Genomic DNA, 18,784 nt, shown 5'->3' with positions numbered 1-18,784 from the left:
CTCCTTGTGGGCCGTATCACGCGGCGGGCCGGGGCCGCCCCGCCCACCGGGCGTCCGCCCGGCGCCTGGGGCACGCTGGACGTATGCCGGAAGTACCCGAAGTCGAAGCGCTGCGCGAGTTCCTCGACGAACACCTGGTGGGCAGGGAAATCGTCCGTGTCCTGCCGCTGACGGTCAATGCCCTGAAGACCTATGATCCGCCGCTGACCGCGTTGGCGGGCGCCACGGTCACCGCCGTGGGCCGCCGCGGCAAGTACCTCGACATCGTCGCGGGGGACGCCGCGCCCGGCGGGCTGCACCTCGTGGTCCATCTCGCCCGCGCCGGCTGGCTGCGCTGGAAGGACTCCTTCCCCGCCGGGCCGCCACGACCGGGGAAGGGGCCGCTGGCCCTGCGCACGGTTCTCGCCGGGGGCGACGGCTTCGATCTGACCGAGGCGGGCACCACCAAGCGCCTCGCGGTCCATCTCGTCCGCGACCCGGCCGAGGTCCCCGGCATCGCCCGGCTCGGTCCCGATCCGCTCGACGGTTCCTTCGACCGGGCCGCGCTGGCCGGTCTGCTGGCCGGGGAGCGGCGCCGGATCAAGGGCGCCCTGCGCGACCAGCGGCTGATCGCGGGCATCGGGAACGCCTACAGCGACGAGATCCTGCACGCGGCGCGGATGTCGCCCTTCAAGCCGGTGGAGAATCTCTCCGAGGACGAGATCACCACCCTCTACGAGGCGATGCGCACGACGCTGGCCGAGGCGGTCGAGCGCTCGCGCGGGGTGGCGGCCGGGCGGCTCAAGGCGGAGAAGAAGAGCGGGCTGCGGGTGCACGGGCGTACCGGCGAGCCGTGTCCCGTCTGCGGGGACACCATCCGCGAGGTGTCCTTCAGCGACTCCTCGCTCCAGTACTGCCCCACCTGCCAGACGGGCGGCAGGCCGCTCGCCGACCGCAGGATGTCGCGGCTGCTGAAGTAGGGCTCCGCCCGCACCGGGGCCGGGCGGAGCCCCCGGCGGTCATCCGCCGACGGTCACCAGCAGACGGTCGTCCGAGGCCCGTACCTCGAAGCGCGCGATCTCCCCGGGCCGCAGCGCGGCCCCGCCCCGGGTGACCAGCCGCTCGCCGTCCTCCGCGTGCGAGGCCCAGGTCATCACCGTCTCCCGCGTCCCGTCGAGGCCCACCGCGATCAGCGCGCAGACCTCGGAGACGCCGGGGCGCACCAGTTCCAAACCGACGTCCGTGCCCCAGACCGTCTCCGCCGTCGTCACGACCGCCGAGATCCCCGTCGCCCGGTCCGACGCGGTCCACCGTAAGGTCGCGGGAGCGCCCGGGTCCGCTCCCGACGCGGCGCCGAGCACCGCGAGGGGGCCGCTCACCACGAGCATCGCCGCCACGGCCGCGAGCGCGAGACGCCGCCCGCGGCTCCCGCGCCGCCCGGCGGCCGTACGGTCGAGCAGCCCGGCCAGCAGCTCCGGGCCCGCGACGGCGTACGGCGCCACCTCGGCCGGGGTCTGCCGGGCGTACCGGTCGAGTTGCGCCTTCACTCCGCCGAAGTCCGCCAGCAGCAGGGTGCACTGCGGGCAGACCATCAGATGGTCCTCGAAGCGGAAGGCGTCCGAGGCGTCCAGCACCCCGAGGGCGTAGGCGCCGACATCACGATGGAGGTCCAGGGTCCGCATATCGTCTGGTACGCAGCGAAGGGGGGAATCACTCAAACCGGCGCGCCTCCGCCCGCCGATCGGGCGGCTCCACCCCGGCCCCGTGCGGCCCACCAGGTCGTAAACTCCGGCCTCATGCTGCGCGTACTGGCTGTGGACGACGAAGAACCGGCCCTTGAGGAGCTGCTCTATCTGCTCAGGGCCGACCCCCGCGTCCTCGCGGCCGAAGGGGCCACCGGCGCGACGGAGGCGCTGCGCCGGATCGGCGCCGCGCTCGACGCGGGCCCCGGCGGGCCCGACGCCGTCGACGTGGTCTTCCTCGACATCCACATGGCCGGGCTCACCGGACTCGACGTAGCGCGGCTGCTGGCCGGCTTCGCGGAGCCCCCGCTGATCGTCTTCGTCACGGCCCACGAGGGCTTCGCGGTGCGGGCGTTCGACCTCAAGGCCGTCGACTATGTGCTCAAACCCGTCCGCAGGGAACGTCTCGCCGAGGCCGTCCGGCGCGTCGCCGAACTGGTCGGCGAGCGCTCCCCGGCGCCCGAACCGCCCCCGGCGGCCGACCAGATCACGGTCGAGCTGGGCGGCGTCATCCGGTTCGTCGCCGTGGCCGACATCGTCCACGCCGAGGCGCGGGGCGACTACGCCCGGCTGCACACCGACACCGGCAGCCACCTCGTACGGATTCCGCTCAGCACCCTGGAGGAACGCTGGCGCTCGCGCGGTTTCGTACGGATCCACCGCCGCCATCTGGTCGCGCTGGCCCGGATCGACGAACTGCGCCTGGACGCGGGCGCGATGAGCGTCCGCGTCGGCGGCGCCGAGCTGGCCGTCAGCCGCCGCCACGCCCGCGCGCTGCGGGACCTGCTGATGCGGCGCGAGCGGTGACCGGGGAGCAGGCGCCCCGGCGCGAGGTCGTCACCGGCGAGCCCCGGCGGGTACGCCCGCTGCCCCGCTACCGCGCCCAGGCCGAGATCGAGGAACACACCGCCCTCGGGGACGCCTATGTCCGCTCCCTGATGCGCGGCCAACTGCGCGCAGGACTAACGGTGTTCATGGTGCTCGCGCTGACCGCCGGCACCCTGCCGCTCGCCTTCGCCGCGCTGCGCGACGCGACCGCCGTCTGGGCGGTCCTCGGATTCGCCGCGTATCCGCTGCTCACCCTGGGCGGCTGGTGGTACGTACGGCGCGCGGAGCGCAACGAGCGTGACTTCGCCCGGCTGGTGAAGGGGCGGCCCGCGCCGTGAGCCAGGGGTACACGGTGACGGCCGTCGCCGTCGTGGTGCTCGCCACCGTGCTCGTCGGCGGATTCGGGCTGCGGATATCCCGTACCACCTCCGACTTCTACGTCGCCTCCCGCACGGTCGGACCCGCCCTCAACGCCGCCGCGATCAGCGGCGAATACCTCTCCGCCGCGTCCTTCCTGGGGGTCGCGGGACTGGTGCTGCTGCACGGCCCCGACATGCTCTGGTACCCGGTCGGCTACACCGCCGGATATCTCGTCCTGCTGGTCTTCGTCGCCGCCCCGCTGCGCAGGTCCGGCGCCTACACCCTGCCGGACTTCGCCGAGGGGCGGCTCGAATCGCGCGCGGTGCGCCGACTGGTGAGCCTGTTCGTGGTCGGCGCGGGGTGGCTCTATCTCGTCCCCCAACTCCAGGGTGCCGGGCTGACGTTGAAGATCCTCACCGGAGCGCCCGACTGGTTCGGCGGGGCGCTCGTCGCCCTGGTCGTCGTGGTGGCGGTCGCGGCGGGCGGGATGCGCAGCATCACCTTCGTCCAGGCGTTCCAGTACTGGCTCAAGCTCACCGCCCTGCTGGTGCCCGCGATCTTCCTGCTGCTGGCCTGGCGGGGCGACGGCCGGCCGCGCCCCGCCCTCGATCTCGCCTCCGGCGCCGCCGTCCGCGCCGACCACCCCCTCTACGCCACCTACGGCCTGATCGTGGCGACCTTCCTCGGCACGATGGGACTGCCGCATGTCGTGGTCCGCTTCTACACCAGCCCCAACGGGCGGGCCGCCCGCCGCACCACCGTGGCCGTACTGGCGCTGATCGGCGCGTTCTATCTGCTGCCGCCCGTCTACGGGGCGCTGGGCCGGCTGTACGCACCCGGGCTGCCGCACGGCACCGACGCCGACGCCGCCGTCCTGCTGCTGCCGGAGCGGGCGATCGGCGGGCTCGGCGGGGATCTGCTCGGCGCCCTGGTCGCGGGCGGGGCGTTCGCCGCGTTCCTCTCCACCGCCTCCGGGCTGACGATGGCCGTCGCCGGCGTCCTCACCCAGGACGTGCTGCCCGCGCGCGGCGTACGGCAGTTCAGGCTGGCGGCGCCCCTGGCCATCGTCGTGCCGTTGTGCGGTTCGCTGCTGGTGAGCAACGCGCCCGTGGCCGACTCCGTGGGGATGGCCTTCGCGGTCTCCGCGTCCTCGTTCTGCCCGCTGCTGGTCCTGGGCATCTGGTGGCGCCGGCTCACCCCGCCCGGCGCCATCGCCGGCCTGCTGCTCGGCGGCGGCCTCTCGTTCGCCGCGACGGTGATCACGGTCACCGGGACCGTACGCTCCGGCTGGCCGCACGCCCTGCTCGCCTGGCCCGCCGTCTGGTCCGTCCCGGTCGGCTTCCTCGCGATGATCCTGGTGTCCCTGGCCACCAGGACCCGGATACCGGCGGGCACCAACGCCGCCATGACCCGCTTCCACCTGCCGGAGGGGCTGACATGAGCCCGACCGCCCTCGCCGCCCCGACGGTGCTCGCCGCGCTGCTCCTCACGGGCGCCTTCCTGCTCGGCCGGCGCACCGGCCGCACCCGCACCGCCCGTCCCAGTGATGTCGGCACCCCCGTGGAACACGCCACCTTCGAGACCCTGCACACCGCATCCCTCGCCGCGCCCCCGCTGCGCGCCGGACTCACCGAGGAGAGCGCGCGCAAGGCCGCCCGCCGGCTGCGCTCCCTGCTCGGCACCGACGCGCTCTGCCTCACCGACCGGGAGCGGGTCCTCGCCTGGGACGGTACCGGCGAGCACCACGGCGAGCGGGTGATGGAACGTGTCGAGGGGGTGCTCGACAGCGGACGCGGCACGGCCTTCGCGGGCGGCTGCGGCGATCCCGACTGCTCCCTGCGCTGGGGCGTCGCCGTCCCGCTCACCGTCGACCACCGGGTGCTCGGCACGCTCGTCGCCTACGCGCCACGCGAGTCCGCCGTACTGGCCAGAGCGGCCGGAGAGGTCGCCCGCTGGGTCTCCGTACAGCTGGAACTGGCCGAGCTCGACCGCTCCCGCACCCGGCTGATCGAGGCCGAGATCAAGGCGCTGCGGGCCCAGATATCGCCGCACTTCATCTTCAACTCACTCGCCGCGATTGCCTCGTTCGTCCGCACCGACCCGGACCGCGCCCGTGAACTCCTACTGGAATTCGCCGACTTCACCCGCTACTCGTTCCGCAGCCACGGTGATTTCACCACGCTTGCCGACGAGTTGCACTCCATCGACCAGTATCTGGCCCTGGTACGGGCCCGCTTCGGCGAGCGGCTCTCCGTGACGCTCCAGATCGCCCCGGAGGTGCTGCCCGTCGCCATGCCGTTCCTCTGTCTCCAGCCGCTCGTGGAGAACGCCGTGCGACACGGCCTCGAAGGGGCCGCCACCGCCGGCCGCATCACCATCAGCGCACTCGACGCGGGCGCCGAGGCCGAGGTGGTGATCGAGGACGACGGGGTCGGCATGGACCCGGACCGGCTGCGCCGCGTGCTGCGCGGCGAGGGCGGCGCGTCCACCGGGATCGGCCTGCTCAACGTGGACGAACGGCTGCGCCAGGTCTACGGGGACGAGTACGGGCTGGTCGTCGAGACGGGCGTCGGCGCCGGGACGAGGATCACGGTACGCATCCCCAAGTACCGCGCGGGCGTGCACGGCAGCTGACCCGCGGCGGGCGGCCCGTACCCCGTACCCGCGGACACGCGCGGACGTGTCCACCGGTCCCGCTCCGTACGCCGGTTCAGAACAGGTGGATCGCCAGATGTCCCAGCGGCAGCCCGAGCTGCCACGCGGGCGTCCACACCTGCGGTCCTTCCTCCTCGCCCGTGGCGAACGGGTCGGCGACGGAGGGCGCCACGGCGTCGAGGTCCGGCGCGAGCAGCTCCGTCTCCTCCAGCCACCGCCAGGCGGTGTCCGCCAGTGCCAGATCGGGGTCGCGCGTTCCCGAGCCCGATTCGAAGTCGACCGCCTCCAGCCGGTCCAGCCGCGCGCAGACCCACTCGCGCCAGCATGTCCCGTACGCCGTGAGCGAGCGCCACTCCTCCATCCTGGCCACCACGCGCGGACCGCCGGCCGAGCCGTCGCAGAGAAAGATGGTCAGGGCCAGCGCGTTCCGCCCGGCCCGGTACTCCAAGGTCGTCGGCGGCATCAGATCGCCGGTGCGCAGCAACTCGTCGGCGATGTACTCCGCGTACATCCACGCCATGGGCACCAGCAGTCCGCCACCGCCCGCCCCTTCCCCTTCAGTACATTCCGGACGCATCGATTTTCCGCCTTCCTTTCCTCCCCCGAAGCCTGCTTAAGGGAGCATTGAACCGGCGGCGGGCCGTCCGCGTGGCCAGAAGGGCAGGATCGGGCGGCTGACGGGAGCGGATTGTGACGGGTGTGGCCGACGGTGACGGGGCCGCCGATGGAGCGGACGATTCCGGCCCGCATGTGCGGTCGCTGCTCGGCGCCTATGTGCTCGAAGCGCTCGGCCCCGAGGAGGACCGGAGGGTCGCGGACCATCTGGCGGGATGTGACGCCTGTGGCGCGGCCTATCTGGAGGTGGCCGACGCGCCGTCGCTGCTCGCGTTCCTGGACGAGGACGACCTGCGGTAGCCGGGCAGCGCCCGGGCCAGCGCCCGCAGGGCGTAGTAGGAACGGGACTTGACCGTCCCCGCCGGGACGCCCAGCACCCGCGCCGCCTCGTTCACGCTCAGGCCGCGGAAGTAGAGCTGGACGAGCACCGCGCGGTGCTCCGCGCTCAGCGTGCGCACCGCCCGCCGCACGTCCAGCGCCGCGGCGGCGCTCTCGGTACGGTCGTCGGGGTCGGGCGTGCCGGCGAGGGCCGCGTCACCGACCTCCGGCGGACGGGCCATCCGTGCCCGGCGGGCGTCGATCGCGAGCCGGCGGGCGACGGTGAACAGCCAGGGCCGCATCGATTCGTACGGCCCGTCGAACGCCTCCGGGTGGAGCCAGGCGCGTACCAGGGTCTCCTGGGCCAGGTCCTCGGCGCGCTGCCGGTCGCCGTAGGTCAGGCCGAGCAGGAAGTTCAGCAGGGCGGCCCCGTGCCGGCGCTGGAGATCGGTCAGCGCCCGCTCGTCGGTCGTCCCCGTGGCCGTGGTGGTGGTCATCGTGGACGCCCTTCTCGCCGGTGCCGCCGTCCTGTGCGGCGCGCTGTCGTGGGGCGTATCCGAACCCATGGCGGCGGCGGGCGACAGACGGCGCGCAGAGGTCTGCGACGAGCGGTCGCTCACTGCGACGAGCGGTGCGGTGAACGGTCGCCGGAGAGCGTTCGGTCCTATTCCGGTGGGATGTCGGCTTGGTTACTTGACATCCATTTATATGACTATATGGATTCATGGGGACGGTATCCCCGGACCATGGAGCGCCACCGATGACTCAGCGCATGCGATTCGGAGCGGTGGCCGCCGCGGCCCTGCTCGGCACGGCCGCGGCGGCCTGCGCCGGTCCCCCGGGGCCACCCGTACCGCACGGGGGCCCCTCCCCGGCGGCGGCCCCGGCCACCGCGCGGGCCCGGGGCTTCACCCTGGCCGCCTCGGGCGACGTCCTGCCGCACGAGTCGGTGATCAGCCGGGCCCACGCCGACGCGGACGGCGCGGGCCACGACTTCGCGCCGATGCTCGCGGCGGTCGAGCCGGTCATCTCCGGCGCGGACGCGGCGATCTGCCACATGGAGACCGTGTACGGCGAGGAGGACGGCCCCTTCACCGGCTACCCGGACTTCGTCTCCCCGCCCGAGGTGGCCCAGGGGCTCAAGGACACCGGCTACGACTCCTGCTCCACCGCCTCGAACCACGCCCTCGACGACGGCTCCGCCGGGGTGCGGCGCACCCTCGACGCCTTCGACCGGGCGGGCGTCCGGCACACCGGCACGGCCCGCTCCGCCGCCGAGGCGACGCGCCCCGCGCTGCTGACGGCGGGCGGCGCCCGGATCGCCCAACTGGCCTATACGTACGGTGTCAACGACCACCCGTTCCCCGACGGCCAGCCCTGGGCGGTGGCCCTCATCGACGAGAAGAAGATCATCGCCGATGCCCGGGCCGCCCGGAAGGCCGGCGCCGATGTCGTCGTGGTCAGCCTCCACTGGGGCACCGAGTGGCAGACGGAGCCCGACGGGATCCAGCTCGACCTCGGCCGCGCGCTCACCGCGTCCCGCACCGGCACCCGGCCCGACATCGACCTGATCCTCGGCACCCACGCACATGTCCCGCAGGCGTACGAGAAGGTCAACGGCACCTGGATCATCTACGGCATGGGCGACCAGATCGCCGGTGTGATGACCAACGACGACGGCGAGCTGGACGGACGGGGCAACCAGGGCACCATCGGCCGGTTCACCTTCGGGCCGCCCGCGGCGCGCGGGCAGCGCTGGCCCGTCCGCAAGGCGGAGTTCGTCCCGCAGCTGATGGACACGGACACCGGCCGCGTGGTGCGGCTGCGCGAAGCCGTCCGGCAGGATCCGGAGCGCGACGACTACCAGGAAGCCCTGAACGACATCAGCGCCACCGTCCTGAGCCGCGGCGCGGCGGCGGACGGACTCACGCCGGGCTGAGGGCTGTCCCGTCCGGCCCCCGCCACCGGGCCCGCGCGCCCCGGTGCCGCGCCGCGTGGGGCTCGACCCTCCCCGGGCGTGGCCGCTCTCGTCGCGGAATGAAGGGGATCGGCCGCGGCCGACTCGGGACGGGGCGTCGCACTCTTCGGTGTCTCGGGCTCGCTCCGCGATGTGAACAGGCCCTGGCCGAGATTAAGTTGATTCATCAACCTGATGTGGTTAAGGTGCAGTCCCGGTCGACGGAATTCGTCGGATTGTCCGTGGGAAGGCCCATGAGGAGGGCGTATGACGGTCGAAGTGCGTGACGTGCCCGAGGCGAAGACCTATGAAGCCCGCGTCGACGGGGAGTCCGAGGTGGCGGGTGTCGCGCAGTACATCCGTACGACGGAGCTGATCGCTTTCGTGCACACCGAGGTCGATCCGGGTTACGAGGGCAGGGGAGTGGGGTCCGCGTTGGCCCGGGTCGCTCTTGACGAGGCGCGAGGAGCGAATCTGCGGGTGCTGGCCACCTGCCCCTTCTTCGCGGGCTGGATCGACCGGCATCCCGAGTACCAGGACCTGCTGTACCAGTCCCGCAGCAGAGTCAGTGACTGAGGAAGCGGGCGTGGCGATGACGGAGGCGGACCCGGGCGGCGGGCCGGGGCGGAAGGCGTACCGGACGCAGTCGATCATGGTGACCTTCGAGGCCGGGCGCTGTCGCCATGCCGCCGAATGCGTCCGTGGCCTGCCCGAGGTGTTCGACACGACGAAGCGTCCGTGGATCCAGCCGGAGAGGGCTTCGGCCGATCGTCTGGCTGAAGTGGTGCGCCGTTGTCCGTCGGGCGCGCTGCGCTACGAACGTGTGGACGGCGGAGGAGAGAACCCCGACCGGCCCGACACGGTCACGGCGGTCCCCGCGGGCGGTTGAGCGGACGCGCGGTGAGCTGAGTGTGGACATACCCGCGAGGCTCACGCGCCGAGGTCGGGGCCGTGCTGTGCGGGCTGTGGGTGGAGCCGTGCGGTCCGCAGGGCCCGCACGGTCCGCGCCGCGACCGTGCGGGCCCTCGCGGTCGGTGGCGCGGCCGGAACCGTACGGCTGTGCCACCACCCGCCCGGTGTCCCGCGCTCCCGTACCGGTCCCGTACCCGGTGCGGAAGCGGGCGACCGGGGACGGGCACGTAAGGCCGCACGGACCCGGAGCCGCCGTCCGGGAAAATCAACACGCCCCCATGTGCGGTACAGGGCGGGGCAGTTCAACGCGGCGAACGCGAAGACTGCCCGCAGAGGGGTTCGGCCGACCGCGCGACCGGGATGACTTACACCTGCGCCACCTTCGTCGGAGCCATGTCCACGGGTATGCCGCCGACGCCTGCCTTCGCGGCGGCGAGGGACGCGGCACATCGAATCATCGCCACCCATGGCCGTGGGTGAAACGCCTTTCCGGGACTGGTGTGACGGCGGCGTCGACGGTTCCCCGCACCCTGCTCACACCGATCGCGGCGAGGTTGTCTCCCTCCCGATCGGAAATGATGGTCCGTCATGTGACGTGTCCAGGTGGTCAGTTGCGCTGTCGGGCCCGCGTCCGGAGGCGAGCCGGCAGTTGGTTGACACGTCAAGTGGTGATGCTTAATGTAGATGACACGTCATCCAGTTGGGCCGGTGGCCACCTGGTATCGCAAGCCGTCTCTCGCGCAGACCGAGCGGGTTTGCGGATCGCTCTCGCCCACCGGGCTGTCAGCCGGCCGGGTTCGCCCTCGGGGTGCCCGTGCGGACAAGTGAAGCCATGCCGACGCGCCGCCGTGTGAGCGCGCGTCCCACGTACTCGGAGAGGTAACTCATGAGCAAGGAAGCCAAGTCCGGACTTCAGGCACTGCTGACGCCGGAGGAGAGCGTCGTCGTCCTGATCGACCACCAGCCGTTCCAGTTCGCCAACCTGCACAGCCACGAGCCCACGATGGTCGTGAACAACGCTGTCGGCCTCGCCAAGGCCGCCAAGGCGTTCGACGTACCGACGATCCTGACGACCGTGCTGGAGGAGCGCGGCGGCTACATCATCAAGGGACTGCAGGACGTGTTCCCGGACCAGAAGCCGATCAACAGGACGTTCATCAACACCTGGGAGGACGAGCGCGTCGTCGACGCCGTCAAGGCGACCGGCCGCAAGAAGCTGATCATCGCCGGTCTCTGGACGGAGATCTGCGTCGCGATGCCGGCCATACAGGCGGCGGGTGAGGGCTTCGAGGTCTTCGCCGTCACCGACGCCTCGGGCGGCGCGTCGGCGGAGACCCACGAGATGGCCGTGCGGCGCATGGTCCAGGCGGGCGTGGTACCGATCACCTGGATGGCCGTGGCGGGGGAGTGGCAGCGCGACTGGGCCCGCGAGAAGACCTTCCCGAGCATGACTGAAGTCCTGCGTCAGCACGGTGGCGCCACCGGCGTCGCCTACGGCTGGGAGACGCAGCTCCTGGCCACGCCCACGCCCGCCGGAAGCGGCGTCTGACCCGGCTGCCGCCCCGGCAGCCGTCCGGACAAATGGCCGCCGGTCGGTCGTCCCGGCCGCCGAGCCTGCCTCCTGGGAGGGGTTCTGGGCCGCGGCGGCGCGGGGCGAGGAGACAGGTGCGGCGGTGACGCGGGCGGCGTGGATCGCCCGCCCTTCCGAGGGTCAGGATCTCCGGTACCGATCCACCGCAAGGTCATCGACCGAACAGCCGGACACGGCGATATCGGAGGCTGCCATGGGTGACCGATCCGGGAAGAAGACATGCGAGGGACAGTCGATGACCGTGAATGTCGCGGGCAGGCGCTGCCTGCCCGCCGGCGAACTCATCCCCCGGCTGCCCGAGGTGTCCGACCCGGCCGGGAGCCCATGGACCGGGCCCGCCGACGGTACGGCCGGCCGGTCGGCAGAAGCGCGCTCCTCGCTGTGAGATCGGGGTCAGCGGCCTTCGCTGGAACCGCCGTTCCGCTCGCCGTCACCTGGCTGGACTGGGGAACCACTTATCTGGCGATCGCGTTCGGGCTGCGCGGTATGGAGCCCTGCACGCTCAGCTCGGTGCGGTTTCTGACGGCGGGGCTGGTGTTGTGGGTCGTGGCCGAACGCCGCCACGAGCCCCGGCTGACAGCCTCGCGGCGACGGCGCGCCACACTCGTCGGAGTACTGCTCTTCTCCATGGGCATGGGCGGCGTCGCGTTGGCCGAGGAGTATGTCGACTCGGGCACCACGGCGTTGTTCATCGCCACGGTTCCGTTGTGGAGCGTGCTGCTGCACACGGCGACGGGACGACCGACGCGCGGCGCTCAATGGGCAGGGGTCTGCCTCGGCCTGGCGGGCGTCGCCGTATTGACGGCCGGACTCGGCCGCGGCGGTCCGGCCGGCGCCGGGATCCTCCTGCCGGCCGCCCTGTGCTGGGTTCTCGGCTCCCATCTGGACGACCACTCGGCCGGGGTGCGCGGGCCGGCCGCGCAGATGCTCGCCGGCGGCGCGGCGCCGGCCGTGGCGGCCGTCGTCCGGGGCGAGTTCGCGTCACCGCCGCGGCCGACCTGGGGCGCCGGGCTCGCCCTCGCCTACCTCGTGGTCTTCGGGTCGCTGCTGGCGATGGCTGCCTACCGCCACCTCACCGCCCACACCGGCCCGGCTCTGGCCACGAGCTACGCCTTCGTGGCGCCGGTGATCGCTGTCCTGTCCGGCGCCCTCTTCCTTGACGAGCCCCTCACCCCCCATGTGCTGGCCGGAACCGCCCTGATCGCCCTCGCCGTCTCCACCACCCTCTTCACTCGATCCCGGCCCGCCGCCCGTCGGATCTGATCCACCCGCTGCTTCCACACCACTTCTGGACGACCGGTGCCCAGGTGCACCAGAGCAGCCGCCGAATGTGCGGGAATCGGAGAATCGAAAATTGGTTGAATTATCTGTCGGGCAACTGCATCCCTCGCTGGATGATCCCGTCCTCCACTCGATGAACCTGCTGAACGACATTGCCGCGGACCACCCGCGGGCGGTGTCCTTCGCCGCCGGCCGGCCTTACGAGGAGTTCTTCCGGATCGAGCAACTCCATGAATATCTGGAAACCTTCTTCGCGCACCTCACCGAGGTGGTGGGGCTGACGGACAAGGAGGCCCGCCGAACCGTTTTCCAGTACGGGCGGACGAAGGGCGTCATCCACGACCTGGTCGCCCGCTACCTGGAGGTCGACGAAGCCGTCACCGTCGACCCCGACGCGGTGGTGGTGACCGTCGGCAGTCAGGAGGCGATGTTCTTGACGCTGCGGGCGCTGCGCGCCTCCCCCCGGGACGTCGTCCTCGCCGTCGCGCCCACCTACTTCGGACTGACCGGCGCCGCGCGCTTGCTGGACATGCCCGTGCTGACGGTCGGGGACGGAGACGGCGGTCTCGACCTCGCGGATCTCAAGCGTCAGGTGGCGGTGGCGCGCGCCCGGGGACAACGGCCGCGCGCTCTGTATCTTGTTCCCGACTTCTCCAACCCCACCGGGGTGAGCCTGGATCTGACCACCCGGATCGCCCTGCTCGACCTGGCGGCCGAACTCGATCTGCTGATCATCGAGGACAACCCGTACGGCCTCTTCCAAGCCGATCCCGGCACGCGGCCACCGACCCTCAAAGCGCTCGACACACGGCACCAGGTCGTACACATCGGTTCCTTCGCCAAGACCGGCCTGCCCGGCGCCCGCGTCGGCTTCGTCGTCGCCGACCAGCCCGTCACCAGGGACGGCCGTCCGGCGGGCACGCTCGCAGACCGGTTGTCGCTGATCAAGAGCAACGTCACTCTCAACACCTCACCCGTCGCCCAGGCCGTCGTCGGCGGCAAGCTGCTGCGCCATGGGTGCAGCATGGTCGCCGCGAACAAGCGTGAGATCGAGGTCTACCGCGCCAACCTGCGGCACGTGCTGGCCGGTCTGACCGGGCGCTTCGCCGCCACCGGCCCGGTGACGTGGAACACCCCGGCCGGCGGGTTCTTCGTCGTGCTGACGGTGCCGTTCACCGTGGACGACCATTCGCTGCGCAGATCGGCGCGCGATCACGGAGTGATCTGGACTCCTATGCACCATTTCCACACCGGCATGACTTCCTCACACCAGATCCGGCTGTCCTTCAGCCTGCTCGACGACGCGGCGATCGACGAGGGACTCGACCGGCTGGCCGCCTTTGTGAGGGCCGAGATCCGGACGCCCGGTCGTTCCACCTGACCGCCGGCCGCTCTCCGACCCCCGGTCCGCCCGGACGGCCCCCACGGCAGGCAGCCGCCCGTATGCGCGGGAGATCGTGTCCGGCGATGCACACGACAACGGGCACCGGCCGTCGCGCATCCGGTCCACGTCTCTGTGCCGGCCCGGCCGCGTGCCGTCGCACGGGTGGTGTGCCGACCACGCGACTCGAAAAGGATGCCCATGATCAGACACATTGTGCTGTTCAAGTTCAAGCCGGGCTTCGGCTGGCAGGATCCCGCGGTCCTCGCGGCCGAGCGGTCCTCGTCGCTCGTCGGCGAAGAGGTGCCCGGCCTGCTGCACTGGCAGGTGGGCCGTAACACCGCCGACCGTCCGGTCGCCTACGACTTCGCCGCGATCGGCCTGCTGTCCGACCAGGACGCCCTGCGCAGCTACCAGGACCACCCCTTCCATCAGCGATCCGCGGCGCTGTGGCGTGCCATCAGCACCTGGGTCGTCGCCGACATCGAGGAGTGACACATGACCGTCGAGCTGGGCTGGATCGACGTCCGGCCGGCACAGGCCGGGCCGTCGGCCATCGGAACGCTCGGCCCCGAGGGCACGAGCAGCGAGCAGGCCGCGCGACTGCTGCGGACCCGCTTGCCCGGCGGGGCGCCGATCGTGCTCAAGGCGACCTACGAACAGGCCGTGCGGGACCTGACGGTCGGCACCGTCAGCCATGTGGTCGTCGCCAACGCCTATCGGGATGTCCACCACTTCTACATGGCCGACGACATCGCGTTGGCCAGTACCTTCGTCATGGACACCCCCCTGTACGGCATCGCCCGGCGCGCGGACGCCGGTCCGCTGCCCGACCGCCCGAGCGTGGTGACGCATCCTTCGCCACGACCGCTGTTGCGGCAACTGCTGCCGGGGGAATGCCAGTTGTCCGAAGTGGCCACCGCGGACTCCACCAGCCAGGCGGCCCAGGCCGTGGCCGAGCACCGCCACGACCTCGCGCTCACCACCGAACCGGCCGCCGCACGGCACGGACTCCGCTTCATTTCGCGGCTGCGGCCGATCCGCATGGTCTGGTCGGTCTTCGTCCGTACCTGAGTCCCGCTGGAGCTGACGACGGCCCCTCTCCGCAGGGGACGCGAATCCCACGCGGCCGGCTCCGAACCCGTACGCCGGCACGCCGACGGTGTCCGTGCCGGCTGTCTCCGACCCCCGCACCCGGGAGTTGCGCACAACACCGAGATCAAGACAGGCCGCATGGAGCCTTCCGGGCGCGACGGAGACAGTGTCGCTGCGGCGTGCGGGACCGGTTCGTGCAAGTAGGTGAGCTGTCAACAATTTTGTTATCCTGCGCTGATGGACGCGACGCCACGCTGGCTCAAGCCGGATGAGAAGGCTGCCTGGGACAGCTTCATCCGTATGCAGGAGATGCTCATCGGACGGCTGTCCCGCTATATCCAGGCCGAGTCCGGCCTGTCCGCTTCCGACTTCGTCGTGCTCGTCAACCTCACCGAGCGAGGGGGCGGGCGGATGCGCTTCCTGGAGCTGGCCAAACTTCTGGAGTGGGAGAAGAGCCGGGCGTCCCACCAGATCACGCGGATGGCGAAACGCGGACTCGTGGCCAAGGAGGACTGCCCCGACGACGGACGCGGAGCGTTCGTCGTCGCCACCCCCGCCGGCTACGAGGCGATCGAGCAGGCCGCGCCCCCGCACGTCGAACATGTCCGACGTCTGTTCGTCGACGCCCTGACCCCACACCAGCTCAGCACACTCGGCGATCTCTCCCAGCGCGTCCTCAAGCACATGGAGAAGCTGCCGGACTGACCGGGAAGCTGCCGCGCCGGCCGGGCGATATGGAGCCGGCGTCGGCGCTCGAGTCGGTACACCTAGGGCACGACCGTCACCGGCCAGCGCCCGGCCTTCACCAGCCGTACCGCCACCGAGCCGACGATCCGGTGCCCCGCCGACTCCGAAGCCCCCACCACCACCGCGTCGGCCGTCAGCTCCTCGGCCGCGGTGACCAGCCCGTTGTACGGGTCGCCGTGGAAGGTGTGGAACTCCCAGCGCACGTCCCAGACGTCCCTGACGCGCTCTATGGCCGTACGGATCTCCCGCACCAGCTCCTCGGCGATCTCCCCGGTCGTCCCGACGGTCGGGACACCGAGCGCCGCGCCGGCCGCCATCACGGGCTGTACGTAGACGACGGCGAGGAGCGCCTTCTGCCGCCGCGCGAGACCGCCCGCGTACGCGGCGGCGCGGAACGAGGACTCCGATCCGTCCACGCCGACGACGATCACTTTCGGGCCGTCGGTCCCGCGTTCGAATCGAGTGTGCTGCTGGTCGGTCACGGCAGGCAGGCTACCGGCTCCCGACGGGCGGCCCGGCGGCGGTCTCCCTAGAGTCGGATCATGAGTGTCCGCGCGCAGGAGTCCCCGTCCGCCCGCGACCGCTTTCTGAGCCGCGTGCCGGGCGCGTTCGCGGTGTTCTTCGTGGCTCTCGGCCTGTACTGCGCGGTGATCGCGCTCATCCCCCCGCTGCGCCGCGCGGCCGGACCCGTCACCCTGTTCCTCGACACGGTGCTGGTCCCGGTCAGCGCCAACCTCGCCTACGCCGTCTTCCTGCTGCTCCTCGCCGCGGCCGTCGCCGCCAGGAAACACGTCGCGTGGTGGGTGGTGGTCGTCTGTCTGGGGCTGCTGGCCCTGGTCGACGTACCGCTGGTGACGCTGGAGGAGTGGGCGTCGATTCCCAATCTGACGCTGTGCTGCGCGGCGGTGGCGCTGCTCGTCCTCGCGCGCGGCCACTTCTACGCCGAGACCCGCCACGGCGCCTTCCGGCGGGCCCTGCTGGTACTGGTCCTCTCACTGGCCAGCGGAATCCTGCTCGGCCGGGGCCTGGTCGAGGTCTTCCCCGGCACGCTCGTCCCCGGCCAGCGGCTGCTGTGGGCGGCCAACCGGGTGCTGGGCGGGCTCGCCTCCGACGGCAGCTTCGACGGCAGCCCGCCCAGGCCGCTGTTCTTCCTCCTCGGGCTGTTCGGCGCGCTCGCGCTGCTCGCCGCCGCCGGCGCACTCTTCCGCTCCCAGCGCATGGAGTCGGCCCTGCACGGCGACGAGGAACCCCGGATCCGCGCGCTGCTGCGGGCGTACGGAGCGCAGGACTCCCTCGGCTACTTCGCCACCCGACGCGACAAGGCCGTCGTCTTCTCGCCCAGCGGCAAGGCGGCCGTCACCTACCGCGTCGAGACCGGCGTCTGTCTCGCCAGCGGCGACCCGGTCGGCGACCGCGAGGCATGGGCGCCCGCCATCGAGACATGGCTCGGCCTGGCCCGCCGCTACGCCTGGGCCCCGGCGGTGATGGGCGCGTCGGAGGCGGGCGCCACCGCCTACGCCCGCGCCGGGCTCGGCGCCATCCAGCTCGGTGACGAGGCCATCCTGCGCACCGACCGGTTCGATCTGGCCGGCCGCGAGACGCGGGTCGTCCGGCAGGCCGTCAACCGGGTCCGCCGAGCGGGCGCCACCACCCGGATCCGCCGCCACTCGGCTCTCACCGAGGAGGAGATGGCCGAGGTCGTCGACCGGGCCGACGCCTGGCGCGGCACCGAGACGGAACGCGGTTTCTCCATGGCGCTCGACCGGCTCGGCGACCCGTCCGACGGCGACTGCCTGCTCGTCGAGGCGATCGACGCGGAGGGCCGGCTGATCGCGCTGCTCTCCTTCGTACCCTGGGGCGGTGACGGCATCTCACTGGACCTGATGCGCCGCGACCGCGCCGCCCCCAACGGGGTCATGGAGTTCATGGTCGCGGAGCTGTGCGGCCGGGCGCCCCGGCTCGGCGTCCGCCGGATCTCACTCAACTTCGCCGTCTTCCGCTCGGCCTTCGAGGAGGGCGCCAGGATCGGCGCGGGTCCGGTGCTGCGGCTGTGGCGCGGACTGCTGCTGTTCTTCTCCCGCTGGTGGCAGCTGGAGGCGATGTACCGCTCCAACGTGAAGTACCGGCCGCAGTGGTTCCCGCGCTTCCTGTGCTTCGCGGACGCCGGCTCGCTCGCGCGGGTCGCGCTCGCCTCCGGGATCGTCGAGGGTTTCGTGCCCGTACCGCGGCCCTTCGCGCGGCGGCGCGGGCGCGGCAGGCCTCGAGGAGTGGCCGCCCCGGCGCCCGTCACGCTCCCGGCCGGCCTGCCCGGCGCCGCCGCGCCACCGGAACCGCCCGGCGGGACGGAGCGGCACCTGCCCGAGCAGACGCGGATCCGCCACCGCACACTCGAACGGCTGCGCGCCGAGGGAACCGACCCCTATCCGGTCGGGGCCGCCGCGCGCACCGGCACCCTGGCCGAGGTCCGCGCCACCCTCGGCGCGCCGTCGGCCGGCTCCCGTACCGGCGAGCCGGTCACCGTCGCCGGACGGGTGATGGCGGTACGCGATCTCGGCGGCATCGTCTTCGCCGTCCTGCGCGACTGGTCCGGCGACCTCCAGATCGCCCTCACCCGCGACGGCGCCGGAGACCTCCTGGGGCGCTTCACCCGCGACATCGACCTCGGCGACCACATCACCGCCACCGGCCCGACCGGCGCCAGCGACCACGGCGAGCCGACCGTCTTCGCCACCGACTGGCAGCTCACCGCCAAGTGTCTGCGCCCCCTGCCCGACAAACGACGCGGGCTCGCCGACCCCGAGGCCCGCGTCAGAGCACGCCATCTCGACCTGGTGACCAGGCCCGACGCCCGTGCGACCGTACGGGTGCGCTCCGCCGCCGTGCAGGGGCTGCGCCAGGGCCTGCTGGACCGGGGGTACCTGGAGGTCGAGACGCCGATGCTCCAGCAGATCCACGGCGGCGCCAACGCCCGCCCGTTCACCACCCACATCAACGCCTACGACCTCGACCTCCACCTGCGGATCGCTCCCGAGCTGTATCTGAAACGGCTGTGCGTGGGAGGCATGGAGAAGGTCTTCGAACTGGGCCGCGCCTTCCGCAACGAGGGCGTCTCCGCCCAACACCACCCCGAGTTCACCGTGGTCGAGGCGTACCAGGCGTTCGCCGACTACGACCTGATGCTCGATCTGGCCCGCGAGCTGATCCAGGGCGCGGCCACCGCCGCCCTCGGCGCGCAGATCGCCCACAGGACCGGCCCCGACGGCACGCCCTTCGTCCTCGACATCTACTGGTGAAGGGGCCCTATTCGGACCGTGCGCTATTCC

21 protein-coding genes are annotated in these 18,784 nt (G+C 72.0%); 17 read left to right on the top strand and 4 right to left on the bottom strand.

Features of this window, described 5'->3' with window-relative positions:
- Positions 1-83 precede the first annotated feature (83 nt).
- Positions 84-959 (top strand): Fpg/Nei family DNA glycosylase, encoded by an 876-nt coding sequence (locus ACFY6S_RS03025; RefSeq protein WP_388821946.1) that lies wholly within the window; start codon positions 84-86, stop codon positions 957-959.
- Between the two features lie 39 nt (positions 960-998).
- Here the strand turns inward: ACFY6S_RS03025 and ACFY6S_RS03020 are convergent, their stop codons facing one another.
- Positions 999-1,661: a zf-HC2 domain-containing protein gene (locus ACFY6S_RS03020; RefSeq protein ID WP_388821943.1), complete on the bottom strand. Its 663-nt coding sequence runs from the start codon at positions 1,659-1,661 to the stop codon at positions 999-1,001.
- A gap of 114 nt (positions 1,662-1,775) precedes the next feature.
- Here ACFY6S_RS03020 and ACFY6S_RS03015 point away from each other — a divergent pair, with 114 nt between their 5' ends.
- The 4 genes from ACFY6S_RS03015 to ACFY6S_RS03000 are packed head-to-tail and all read left to right on the top strand — an operon-like array spanning position 1,776 to position 5,543.
- A complete protein-coding gene (locus ACFY6S_RS03015) occupies positions 1,776-2,528 on the top strand; it encodes a LytR/AlgR family response regulator transcription factor (protein ID WP_388821940.1) in 753 nt (250 codons plus the stop codon).
- The gene (locus tag ACFY6S_RS03010; RefSeq protein ID WP_388821937.1) at positions 2,525-2,887 is read left to right on the top strand and encodes a hypothetical protein; all 363 of its coding nucleotides are present in this window, start codon (positions 2,525-2,527) and stop codon (positions 2,885-2,887) included. The genes ACFY6S_RS03015 and ACFY6S_RS03010 overlap by 4 nt, the downstream gene beginning before the upstream one ends.
- Complete coding sequence (locus ACFY6S_RS03005; RefSeq protein ID WP_388821934.1) at positions 2,884-4,350, top strand: cation acetate symporter; 1,467 nt, start codon at positions 2,884-2,886, stop codon at positions 4,348-4,350. Before ACFY6S_RS03010 ends, ACFY6S_RS03005 begins: the two co-directional genes overlap by 4 nt.
- Positions 4,347-5,543, top strand: coding sequence for a sensor histidine kinase (locus ACFY6S_RS03000; protein WP_388821931.1), 1,197 nt, complete (start codon positions 4,347-4,349; stop codon positions 5,541-5,543). The genes ACFY6S_RS03005 and ACFY6S_RS03000 overlap by 4 nt, the downstream gene beginning before the upstream one ends.
- A gap of 76 nt (positions 5,544-5,619) precedes the next feature.
- Here ACFY6S_RS03000 and ACFY6S_RS02995 read toward each other — a convergent pair whose 3' ends face one another.
- Complete coding sequence (locus ACFY6S_RS02995) at positions 5,620-6,141, bottom strand: hypothetical protein (RefSeq protein WP_388821927.1); 522 nt, start codon at positions 6,139-6,141, stop codon at positions 5,620-5,622.
- A 122-nt stretch (positions 6,142-6,263) separates the two neighbouring features.
- Between ACFY6S_RS02995 and ACFY6S_RS02990 the strand changes: the two genes are divergently transcribed.
- Positions 6,264-6,479, top strand: a complete 216-nt coding sequence (locus tag ACFY6S_RS02990) for a zf-HC2 domain-containing protein (RefSeq protein WP_388821924.1) — start codon at positions 6,264-6,266, stop codon at positions 6,477-6,479.
- Here ACFY6S_RS02990 and ACFY6S_RS02985 read toward each other — a convergent pair.
- Positions 6,416-6,994, bottom strand: coding sequence for a sigma-70 family RNA polymerase sigma factor (locus ACFY6S_RS02985; protein ID WP_388821921.1), 579 nt, complete (start codon positions 6,992-6,994; stop codon positions 6,416-6,418). The genes ACFY6S_RS02990 and ACFY6S_RS02985 overlap by 64 nt on opposite strands.
- Positions 6,995-7,257: 263 nt before the next feature.
- Between ACFY6S_RS02985 and ACFY6S_RS02980 the strand changes: the two genes are divergently transcribed.
- The 10 genes from ACFY6S_RS02980 to ACFY6S_RS02935 all read left to right on the top strand — a co-directional run bounded on the left by ACFY6S_RS02980 (position 7,258) and on the right by ACFY6S_RS02935 (position 15,419).
- Positions 7,258-8,436 (top strand): CapA family protein, encoded by a 1,179-nt coding sequence (locus ACFY6S_RS02980; RefSeq protein WP_388821918.1) that lies wholly within the window; start codon positions 7,258-7,260, stop codon positions 8,434-8,436.
- A 285-nt stretch (positions 8,437-8,721) separates the two neighbouring features.
- A complete protein-coding gene (locus ACFY6S_RS02975) occupies positions 8,722-9,030 on the top strand; it encodes a GNAT family N-acetyltransferase (protein ID WP_388821915.1) in 309 nt (102 codons plus the stop codon).
- A 16-nt stretch (positions 9,031-9,046) separates the two neighbouring features.
- Entirely contained in the window at positions 9,047-9,343 is a 297-nt protein-coding gene (locus ACFY6S_RS02970; protein ID WP_388822909.1) for a (4Fe-4S)-binding protein, read from the top strand.
- 909 nt (positions 9,344-10,252) lie between these two features.
- On the top strand, positions 10,253-10,915 hold the full coding sequence (locus ACFY6S_RS02965; protein ID WP_388821912.1) for a hydrolase: 663 nt from the start codon (positions 10,253-10,255) through the stop codon (positions 10,913-10,915).
- A 277-nt stretch (positions 10,916-11,192) separates the two neighbouring features.
- The gene (locus ACFY6S_RS02960) at positions 11,193-11,342 is read left to right on the top strand and encodes a hypothetical protein (RefSeq protein WP_388821909.1); all 150 of its coding nucleotides are present in this window, start codon (positions 11,193-11,195) and stop codon (positions 11,340-11,342) included.
- The gene (locus ACFY6S_RS02955; RefSeq protein ID WP_388821905.1) at positions 11,339-12,220 is read left to right on the top strand and encodes an EamA family transporter; all 882 of its coding nucleotides are present in this window, start codon (positions 11,339-11,341) and stop codon (positions 12,218-12,220) included. The genes ACFY6S_RS02960 and ACFY6S_RS02955 overlap by 4 nt, the downstream gene beginning before the upstream one ends.
- A gap of 67 nt (positions 12,221-12,287) precedes the next feature.
- Complete coding sequence (locus ACFY6S_RS02950; RefSeq protein WP_389461293.1) at positions 12,288-13,619, top strand: PLP-dependent aminotransferase family protein; 1,332 nt, start codon at positions 12,288-12,290, stop codon at positions 13,617-13,619.
- A 201-nt stretch (positions 13,620-13,820) separates the two neighbouring features.
- Entirely contained in the window at positions 13,821-14,114 is a 294-nt protein-coding gene (locus ACFY6S_RS02945) for a Dabb family protein (RefSeq protein WP_388821899.1), read from the top strand.
- A 3-nt stretch (positions 14,115-14,117) separates the two neighbouring features.
- Positions 14,118-14,693, top strand: a complete 576-nt coding sequence (locus tag ACFY6S_RS02940) for a hypothetical protein (RefSeq protein WP_388821896.1) — start codon at positions 14,118-14,120, stop codon at positions 14,691-14,693.
- Positions 14,694-14,951: 258 nt separating this feature from the next.
- Positions 14,952-15,419, top strand: coding sequence for a MarR family winged helix-turn-helix transcriptional regulator (locus ACFY6S_RS02935; protein WP_388821893.1), 468 nt, complete (start codon positions 14,952-14,954; stop codon positions 15,417-15,419).
- Positions 15,420-15,481: 62 nt separating this feature from the next.
- Here the strand turns inward: ACFY6S_RS02935 and ACFY6S_RS02930 are convergent, their stop codons facing one another.
- Positions 15,482-15,943, bottom strand: a complete 462-nt coding sequence (locus ACFY6S_RS02930; RefSeq protein WP_388821890.1) for a universal stress protein — start codon at positions 15,941-15,943, stop codon at positions 15,482-15,484.
- A 60-nt stretch (positions 15,944-16,003) separates the two neighbouring features.
- Between ACFY6S_RS02930 and lysX the strand changes: the two genes are divergently transcribed.
- On the top strand, positions 16,004-18,754 hold the full coding sequence (lysX, locus tag ACFY6S_RS02925) for a bifunctional lysylphosphatidylglycerol synthetase/lysine--tRNA ligase LysX (protein WP_388821887.1): 2,751 nt from the start codon (positions 16,004-16,006) through the stop codon (positions 18,752-18,754).
- The last annotated feature ends 30 nt before the right edge of the window (positions 18,755-18,784 follow it).

It is taken from the genome of Streptomyces sp. NPDC012835 (assembly GCF_042900885.1).
Lineage (GTDB): Bacteria > Actinomycetota > Actinomycetes > Streptomycetales > Streptomycetaceae > Streptomyces.
The sequence above is the reverse complement of the archived record's forward strand: the minus strand, read 5'-3'. Positions and strand labels throughout refer to the sequence as shown.